This window comes from Mesorhizobium sp. M7A.F.Ca.CA.002.05.1.1, assembly GCF_003998335.1.
Taxonomy (GTDB): Bacteria; Pseudomonadota; Alphaproteobacteria; order Rhizobiales; family Rhizobiaceae; genus Mesorhizobium.
In genome coordinates this window covers 1-7935 of the sequence record NZ_RZQI01000200.1, presented here as the reverse complement: position 1 = coordinate 7935, position 7935 = coordinate 1, and the positions used below count along the sequence as shown (strand labels likewise).

Below are 7935 nucleotides of genomic sequence, written 5' to 3'. Positions count from 1 at the left end.
GGCGTCGGCGCGGCGGGTGAAGCCTTGTTGGTGCTGGCCAACAAGCTGCCGGTCAATCTGCGCAATCCGGAAGTGGTCGATCACTATCGGCGGCGGTTTCCGGCGAGCCCGTAACACATCGCGGTTTCGCCCCAATTCTCCGCGACGTTGAGAGCCATGCCGATCCACGGCTCGCATTCCTGGTAGTCGTCGTCTGTTCGCTCTGCGCCATGCCGTCATTCGCGGCCGAAAGCAGTTATGTCTATTGCGACAACGGACTGCGCTGCTTCAAGGCGCCCTGCCCGTCGAACAGCGTGCTCGACCTTGCCACCGGGGCGATCATCAAGGGCGTCTCGATCGATCCAAGCGGATTGCCGCAGGCCGACAAGGCGATAACCGATCTTTCCGACGCGCTTTATGCCGGCAAGATCGTCGTCAGGGGCTCGATCGAGCACCGCACCCCAGACCATCACCGGCGAGAAGTACAATCTGCCCTGGCTGGTCGCGACCCGTATCGTGCGGACCGCCAAGGACAGCGAACGCAAGCACTGTTCGTCGCACTGATAGGCAGTTCAGCCCTGGTCACGCGCCAAGCAGCTGCTCTATTTCGGCAGCAATCCGCAGCAGGCGCCGGTCATGCCCGTTGCGCGCCACCAGCATCAATCCGGCGGGCAGCGGAGTGCCCGGCATCGGTAGCGAGATCGCGCAGAGATCGAACTGGTTGGCGACCTGCGTGTTGCGCAGCAGCAGGCCCTCGGTGCGGTCGCGCAGCTCGGCGTCGTCAGCCATCGAGACGATGGTCGGCGCCGTCACCGGCGTGGTCGGCAGAGCCAGCACATCGACCGATGCCAGCCGCTCGTCCATGGCGGCGGCAAGTGCTGCGCGACGACGCATTGCCCTGATGTAGACAGGCGTCGGCAGCATTGCCGCCCGCGACAAAGGTCCGCTGACATGCGGGTCGACCGGCACCGACGCTCCTGTCGCCAGCCAGTCGGCATGCACTTCGGCCCCTTCCATCGCAGCGATCGAGCCACGCTTGGTCGCCGCGCGCAAATCGGCGAGCAGATCGTCGATCGACAGGTCGGCGATCCGCGCGCCTGTCTGCTCGATCTTGCCAAGGCAGCGGTCGAACGCGGTCGCCACCTCGTCTTCCGTCTCTTCGAAAAGGACGCCGCGCGGAATGCCTATGCGAAGCCCTGCAAGGGCAATCGGCGCCAGCGCGGTCGGCACCTCGCCGGCCATCACGGCGTCGGCGGCGGCACACTGGGCGACGGTTCGGGTAAGCGGCCCGATCGAGTCCAGCGTGGCGGACAATGGGAACGCGCCGGCGAGCGGCACACGTCGCGCTGTCGGCTTGAAGCCGACGACACCGTTGAGTGAAGCCGGTATGCGTATCGAACCGCCGGTATCGGAACCGATCGATATTTCGCTTGTCGCCTCGCCGACGGAAACGCCTGCGCCCGAGGAAGAGCCGCCCGGAATGCGGCTGGCGTCCACGGCATTGCCAGGCGTGCCGAAATGCCTGTTGTCGCCGATCGCGGTGAAGGCGAATTCGGTCATGTTGGTCTTGCCTATGATGACCGCGCCGGCCTGCCGCAGCCGGCTGACGATGGCCGCGTCGCTTTGGGCGGGCGCCGCGGTCTTGCGCATCAGCGAACCGGCCGTGGTCGGCTCGCCGGCGACATCGAACAGGTCCTTGATCGAGACGACGGTGCCGTCGAGCGGCCCTAGCGTCACACTTGCCCGCTTGCGGGCATCGCTGGCATCAGCCGCGGCCCGTGCGGCTTCGGCATAGAGCTTCGTGAACACGTGCTCTTCGCCGGCACGGGCGGCGAGGCGCGCAAGAATGATTTCCAGATGATCACGAACGGATTGCATTTTCGGTGTCGGACTCCGGACGCCTCGAACGTCTTAAGGGGGTGCGGCCAGTGCATGGCTTGCCCAGACTTAACCCGGCGCAGGCAGTTTTGCACCCTGTCGAATACGAGGAAAAGCCCGATGCTCTACAAAGGCAGCTGCCACTGCGGCAAGGTGGCCTTCGAATTCAAGGCCGAACTGACCGGTGCCATCAGGTGCAATTGTTCGATCTGCACGCGCAAGGGCGCCCTGCTGTGTGCCATTCCGCATGAGACCTTGCGGGTCCTGGCCTGGGGCGACGATTTGGGCACCTACACATTCGGCAACCATGCCATCGCGCACCGGTTCTGCCGGGCCTGCGGCATCCATCCCTTTGCAGAGGATGTCCGCGAAGGGCGTGAACGCAGCGCCTACATCAATATCAACTGCGTGGCCGATCTCGATCCCTCGACCCTGTCGGTCTTCGATTTCGACGGGCGGTCCGCCTGACGCAATTCCAGGAAAAGTGCGCAGCGGTTTTCCGTCCGGAATTGCGCAGGAACCAATTACCTATCGATAGCCCGTCGCATCGGCGGGCTTGCCGGCGTCCTGAACCTCGGGAACATAACGCCAGGCGTCGGGCCGTGAGCCGTCGAGGTCGGTAAAGCCGTAGACCTGCGCCAGCCCGCCGCTGGACAGCGACTGTCCGTTCCAGCGCGAGCGGTCCGGATCCGCCGCCAAAGCCGCAACGGCGCGGCCGACGAAACGTGGCGTCTCGGAAATGACGAAATGCGGCACCTCAGTGGTGGCGTCGCGCCAATTGCCCTCGCTCACGCCAAAGGCTTCCAGCATCATCTCCGAACGCAGCCAGCCGGGCGTCAGCGACACGGACGTTGCGTCGTGTTTTGCGAGATCCTGGGCATGCGCCCATGCCATGCGCGTCAGCGCGACCTTGGCGAGATCGTAGAATGGCGACAGCCGGTAGTGATCGGCATTGTATTCGGCCGTGCCGTCTGTGACCTCGACGAGCAGCCCGCCCGGACGTTCGATCAACAGCGGCAGCGCATGGTGCGCGGTGATCAGATGCGTGTCGATGCCGAGCCGCAGCATGCGCAGGCCATTGTCCAGATTGTGGTCCCAGACCGGTTTGTCCCACTCGAACAGTTTCTCGCCACCCCAGATGTCATTCACCAGTATGTCGAGCCGGCCTTGTTCGGTGCGGATGCGCTCGACCAGTTTGCGCACATCGTCGGCCACCAGATGATCGATCTGAACGGCGATGCCCTTGCCTCCGTTCGCCGAGACCAGTTCCGCTGTTTCCTCGATGGTTTCGGGCCGGGCATATTCGGATTGCTGGGCGCGCGTGCTGCGCCCGGTGACATAGACGGTGGCGCCGGCTGCGCCGAGTTCGATCGCTATGCCCCGTCCGGCGCCGCGCGTCCCGCCGGCGACCAGAGCAACTTTCCCTTGCAGCGTCATTGAACTCTCCCAAAAACGGACTCATCGATCAGACAAGGCTGGCTTGTGCTGTTCGCGCCATATATATAAATGATCATTCGGTTATATCGGGATGTCAAGATGACACGGCCAAAAACCCAGTCCGACGAGCAGGTGCTGGAGACCGCGCACCGGCTAATCCACGAGCATGGTCCCGAAGCACTCACCTTCGAGCGTCTGGCAAAGGCCTGCGGTCTCTCCGGTGCAACGCTGGTGCAGCGCTTCAAGAACAAGGTGCAGCTGAAACAGCGCACTTTGCTGCACGCCTGGGACGGTCTCGACGAGAACACCAGAAAGCTGGCAGCCACCGTTCCCAGAACCCCCACCGGTGCGGTCGCGTTGCTGGTGGCGCTGTCGCAATCCTATGGCGGCATCGAATCCTATGCCGAAGGCCTGCTTGTCCTGCGCGAGGATCTGCGCGATCCCGTGCTCAGGGCGCGGGGTGCGGCCTGGAAGGCGTTCCTGTGCGACACACTTGCAGCCTGTTTTGCCAAGACGCCCAACCCGCCACGCGACATCGGCCTGCTGATGGCCTCGCATTGGCAAGGCTCGTTGCTGTGGTGGAGCTTTGACCCGGCGATCGAAGTGGCCGCCTATGTCGAGGACAGCCTGAACCGCTTCGTCGCTGCCATCACAACGGCGCCGGCCCGAAAACCGTGATGGTTCTTGGCGTCTCGGCTATGAATCCGATGCCGCCTTCGGCCGCGCCTTCAAGCGCGTCATCGGCTCGGCGCGCAGCCATCTCCGGGCCGAGGAACAGGCCGATATCCGCCAGGCCAGCTGACGCACAGGGTTTCGAACTCAGCTTGCCAAAGGCAGCAGCCAGTTCGGTGGTCCCGGCAGCTTTTCGCGATAGGAATTTTTTCTTGACTCGGTGACCTCAGCTATGCTACATTTCTGTCTATGGTGCTGATTTGCGCCAGTGACCCGCCGCACAGGCGGGTTTTTCGTTTGATGCTCCGTCCCTACGCCTGGCGAAAGCTCCGAAGGAACCCGTTGACCCGAGTTCGTTGCCCTGAGCCGACGCATGGAGGCCGTGACGGACTGGTGATTCCAGGCTAAAGCAATTCCAGGAAAAGTGTGAAGCGGTTTTTCCGTCCGGAATTGCGTCAAAACAAAGAGATAGAGCGGTTCAACGTTTCCGTTAAACGATGAACTGCTCTAGAAAAATCCGCATGGTTTTCACCTCGCCCAAGACTGCCTTGCCGGCCTCGGAGGGTCCGCTCACCGACATCTTGCGCGGATTGCGGCTTGATGGCGTCGACTATGGCCGCTGCGAACTTTCAGAGCCATGGGCCGTGTTGTTTCCTGCCCAGAAGGCAGCAAGATTTCACTTCATTGGCCGCCGCGGATGCTGGCTGTTCTCGCCAGCCGGAGAATGGATTGAGCTGACACCCGGCGATGCGTTGCTCTTGCCGCGCGGCGCCGAGCATGTCGTTGCCAGCGCGCCTGGCATTCCTGCCGTGCCGATCGAAAGCTACACTGTCGAGCCTTTGCAGGACAATGTCTTCAATGTCTCCAATGGCGGCCACGGCCCGAAAATCTTGCTGTTTTGCGGCAGCATGCACTTCAACCTGGACGGATCGCACCCCTTGCTGGGCATGATGCCGGACATGATGCGCGCCAAGGAATTGATGGCTGGCGAGCCAGGTATTCCGCATCTGCTGCAAGCCATGGCCGGCGAGATCACCATGAACCGCGCCGGTTCCGGCGGCATGCTGGCGCGGCTGGCCGACGTACTGGCTGCAAGCATCATCCGTTCATGGGTGGAAAACAGCGGCGGCGACACCAGAGGCTGGATCGCGGCGATCAGGGATCGCGACATCGGCCGCGTAGTTGCCGCCATTCATCTGCAGCCCGACAGGAACTGGACTGTCGAAGCGCTGGCGCGCGAAATGGGCGCCTCGCGATCGGCCTTCGCCGAACGCTTCACGGCCGTCGTTGGCGAAACACCGGCGAGATATGTCGCCCGGATACGCATGCACCAGGCGCGGCAATGGCTGATCGATGATCGGATGCGGGTTTCGGTGGTCGCCGCCAGACTGGGTTACGATTCCGAAGCGTCGTTCAGCCGGGCGTTCAAGCGCATCATAGGCATCGCGCCCAGCCACCTGCGCACCGTCGACGGCAGCTCCGAAAACCGCTGAGGCGATCCCGGATCCGCGGCCATGGATCGCAGGGTCTGGATGAATTGCCGGGTCTGGATGAATTGCCAAGCCTTCCGGACGCAATGCCATTGCCGGGCCACCCGCATGCAATAGCTTGCCATAACCAGGCAGCCAGAGGCCGGCGTCCAGTCGGTCCGAAGAGGAGAACCATGCCAGATCATCTGAAGGTCATCGCACTCGCCGTCATGCTTGCGGTTCCCGGGCGCGCCTTTGCCCTCGAGGACAGCTACCTGCCGGCCGACAAGATCCCCTATGTGGCGGAAGTACCCGACCAGCCGCATCGTCTTGGCCCATTGTGGGGCGAGCGGGCCAAGGGCCCGGCAGGCACGTTGCTGAAGGTTCCCGGCAACTGGCGTGCACCGGTCCATGCGCACACCGCGGATTATCGCGCGGTGGTCATAAAGGGGCTGTGGGCGCACTGGCAGATGGATGGCGGCGAGGCGACCAAGGTCGAACTGCCTCCTGGATCCTACTGGACCCAGAAAGCCAATGAGATGCATGACGACGCCTGCGTCTCCGACACGGAATGCGTGATCCTGCTGATCAACGACACGCCCTACGAAACCTACTTCCAGAAATAGGCTGGGATGCGGCCTCACGCATGTCGCCCAAAAGTGACCTCGGTTTTGGGAGAACGACATGCACAAAAACAAAGACCTAAAGCGCGTCGCATGAATCCGTTTCAGCGCGACGCGCTTTATGAGGCGTGCCGCAAGCTGACGCCGCTGCCCTTGTCGAACAGCACCACCTTGTCGGGGTTCCAGGCAAAGCGCACCGCCTGCTCGATGGCGACGTCGGTCCTGGCCGGCACGGTGGCACGCAGTGTCGCGTCGCCGACGCGCAGCGTCAGGATCTTTTCGACGCCGTGGTTCTCGACGTCGTGGACATGCGCCTCGACCGGCGCGCCGCTCTCGAGATAGACGTCCTCGGGACGAATGCCGAAGACGAGCGGGCGACCGTCGGTCGCCCCGCCCGCTTTGGCTCCCCCCGAAAAAGGCAGTTCGAAGTTCAACGGCGCCATCACCGCGCGGCCGTTCACAAGCTTGCCGTCGATGAGGTTCATTGGCGGCGAGCCGACGAAGCTCGCCACATAGGTATCGCGCGGATTGTTGTAGATCTCGTGCGGCGTGCCGGTCTGAACGATGCGGCCATGGTTGAGCACGCCGACCTTGTCGCCCATCGACATCGCCTCGATCTGGTCGTGGGTGACGAACAGGAAGGTGGCGCCGAGCTGCATCTGCAGGTTCTTCAGTTCAGTCCGCAGCGCCTCGCGCAGCTTGGCGTCGAGCGCAGACAGCGGCTCGTCCATCAGGAACACACGCGGCTTGCGCACGATGGCGCGGCCGATCGAGACGCGCTGCATCTCGCCGCCGGACAGCCGATCCGTCTTGCGGTCGAGCAGGTGCTCGATCCGCAGCGTACGGGCGGCACGGTCGACGCGATCCTTGATCTCGGCGTCGGGCAGCCGGCGAATTTTCGGCTTCAGCGGGAATTCGAGATTTTCGCGCACCGTGTAGCGCGGATAGAGCGAGTATTGCTGCAGCACCAGCGCCACGTCACGCTCGGCCGCACCCCAGTCGGCGACGTCGACGCCGTCGATGAAGACCTGGCCTTCGCTCGGCTTTTCCAGGCCGGCGATAAGCCGCAGCGTCGTCGTCTTGCCGGCGCCCGTCTCGCCCAGCAGCACGAAGAACTCGCCATCGGCAATATCGAGATCGAGCCCGGTGAGCGCAGTGTGGTTGCCGAAAGTCTTCGAGATGTTCTTGAGCTGGATATGGGCCATGTCTATCGTCCCGATCTCTTTTTCGAGGGTGTCTGCCCTCCGCTATAGCTCCGGGCGTTCGATTGTTCGAAAGGCCAAGTCATTGGCCTTTCGTGTCCTTCGGCCATCACAATCTCACTCCCAGCGACTTGCCGCTTGCCGTGTCGAAGAAATGCGCTTGGGCCGGATCGATCCTGGCGAACACCTTCTGGCCGGGACCGGCGACGAAGCCGCTCTTGGTGCGTGCGCGCAGCATCTTTGAGCCGACCTTGAGATCGACAATGTCGAAGGAGCCAAGCGGCTCGACGATCTGCGTCTCGACCGGCAAAAACCCCTCCGTCGCCTCGCGGCGGATGAGAACGCCTTCCGGCCGGATGCCGAGCGCGAGCTGGCCGCCTGCATGGCCGTTGAGCTTCGACAGCAGCGCCCGCGGGAACTCGAAGCCGGCGGGAGCCCCGCCGACCGTCACCGAGACCGAGGACGCCGTCTCGGCGACTGCCGCATCGGCGACGTTCATCACCGGACTGCCGACGAATTGCGCCACGAACAGATTGGCCGGGTGCGAATAGACCTCGTCGGGCGAGCCGACCTGCTGCAGCACGCCTTCATGCATGATGACGATGCGGTCGGCGAGGCTCATCGCCTCGATCTGGTCGTGCGTCACATAGATGGTTGTCGACCCCTGCTTGATGT

General features: G+C 63.3%; 9 protein-coding genes and 1 pseudogene. 6 read left to right on the top strand and 4 right to left on the bottom strand.

Annotated elements, in window-relative coordinates; genetic code table 11:
• Both EN939_RS39040 and EN939_RS39035 read left to right on the top strand, forming a co-directional pair.
• Positions 1-114 (top strand): annotated as a pseudogene (locus tag EN939_RS39040) (dehydrogenase); the annotation flags it as partial.
• Positions 115-396: 282 nt separating this feature from the next.
• Entirely contained in the window at positions 397-543 is a 147-nt protein-coding gene (locus tag EN939_RS39035) for a hypothetical protein (RefSeq protein ID WP_236383014.1), read from the top strand.
• A gap of 18 nt (positions 544-561) precedes the next feature.
• Here the strand turns inward: EN939_RS39035 and EN939_RS12885 are convergent, their stop codons facing one another.
• Positions 562-1857, bottom strand: a complete 1296-nt coding sequence (locus EN939_RS12885) for an amidase (RefSeq protein ID WP_127268322.1) — start codon at positions 1855-1857, stop codon at positions 562-564.
• A gap of 120 nt (positions 1858-1977) precedes the next feature.
• Between EN939_RS12885 and EN939_RS12880 the strand changes: the two genes are divergently transcribed.
• Complete coding sequence (locus EN939_RS12880; protein WP_127268321.1) at positions 1978-2325, top strand: GFA family protein; 348 nt, start codon at positions 1978-1980, stop codon at positions 2323-2325.
• Positions 2326-2385: 60 nt separating this feature from the next.
• On the opposite strand, the gene EN939_RS12875 is transcribed toward EN939_RS12880, so the two are convergent.
• Complete coding sequence (locus EN939_RS12875; protein WP_127268320.1) at positions 2386-3294, bottom strand: SDR family oxidoreductase; 909 nt, start codon at positions 3292-3294, stop codon at positions 2386-2388.
• Between the two features lie 99 nt (positions 3295-3393).
• On the opposite strand from EN939_RS12875, the gene EN939_RS12870 reads away from it, so the two are divergent.
• The 3 genes from EN939_RS12870 (at position 3394) to EN939_RS12855 (ending at position 6061) form a co-directional block, all read left to right on the top strand.
• Complete coding sequence (locus EN939_RS12870; RefSeq protein WP_236383011.1) at positions 3394-3972, top strand: TetR/AcrR family transcriptional regulator; 579 nt, start codon at positions 3394-3396, stop codon at positions 3970-3972.
• Positions 3973-4487: 515 nt separating this feature from the next.
• On the top strand, positions 4488-5459 hold the full coding sequence (locus EN939_RS12860) for an AraC family transcriptional regulator (protein WP_164748935.1): 972 nt from the start codon (positions 4488-4490) through the stop codon (positions 5457-5459).
• 170 nt (positions 5460-5629) lie between these two features.
• Positions 5630-6061: a DUF4437 domain-containing protein gene (locus EN939_RS12855; RefSeq protein ID WP_127268317.1), complete on the top strand. Its 432-nt coding sequence runs from the start codon at positions 5630-5632 to the stop codon at positions 6059-6061.
• A gap of 116 nt (positions 6062-6177) precedes the next feature.
• Here EN939_RS12855 and EN939_RS12850 read toward each other — a convergent pair whose 3' ends face one another.
• Positions 6178-7263 carry an ABC transporter ATP-binding protein gene (locus tag EN939_RS12850; protein ID WP_127268316.1) on the bottom strand — a complete coding sequence of 362 codons (1086 nt, stop codon included), beginning with the start codon at positions 7261-7263 and terminating at the stop codon, positions 6178-6180.
• Between the two features lie 106 nt (positions 7264-7369).
• A partial coding sequence (locus EN939_RS12845) for a TOBE domain-containing protein (protein ID WP_164750971.1) occupies positions 7370-7935 on the bottom strand: 566 nt, incomplete at its 5' end.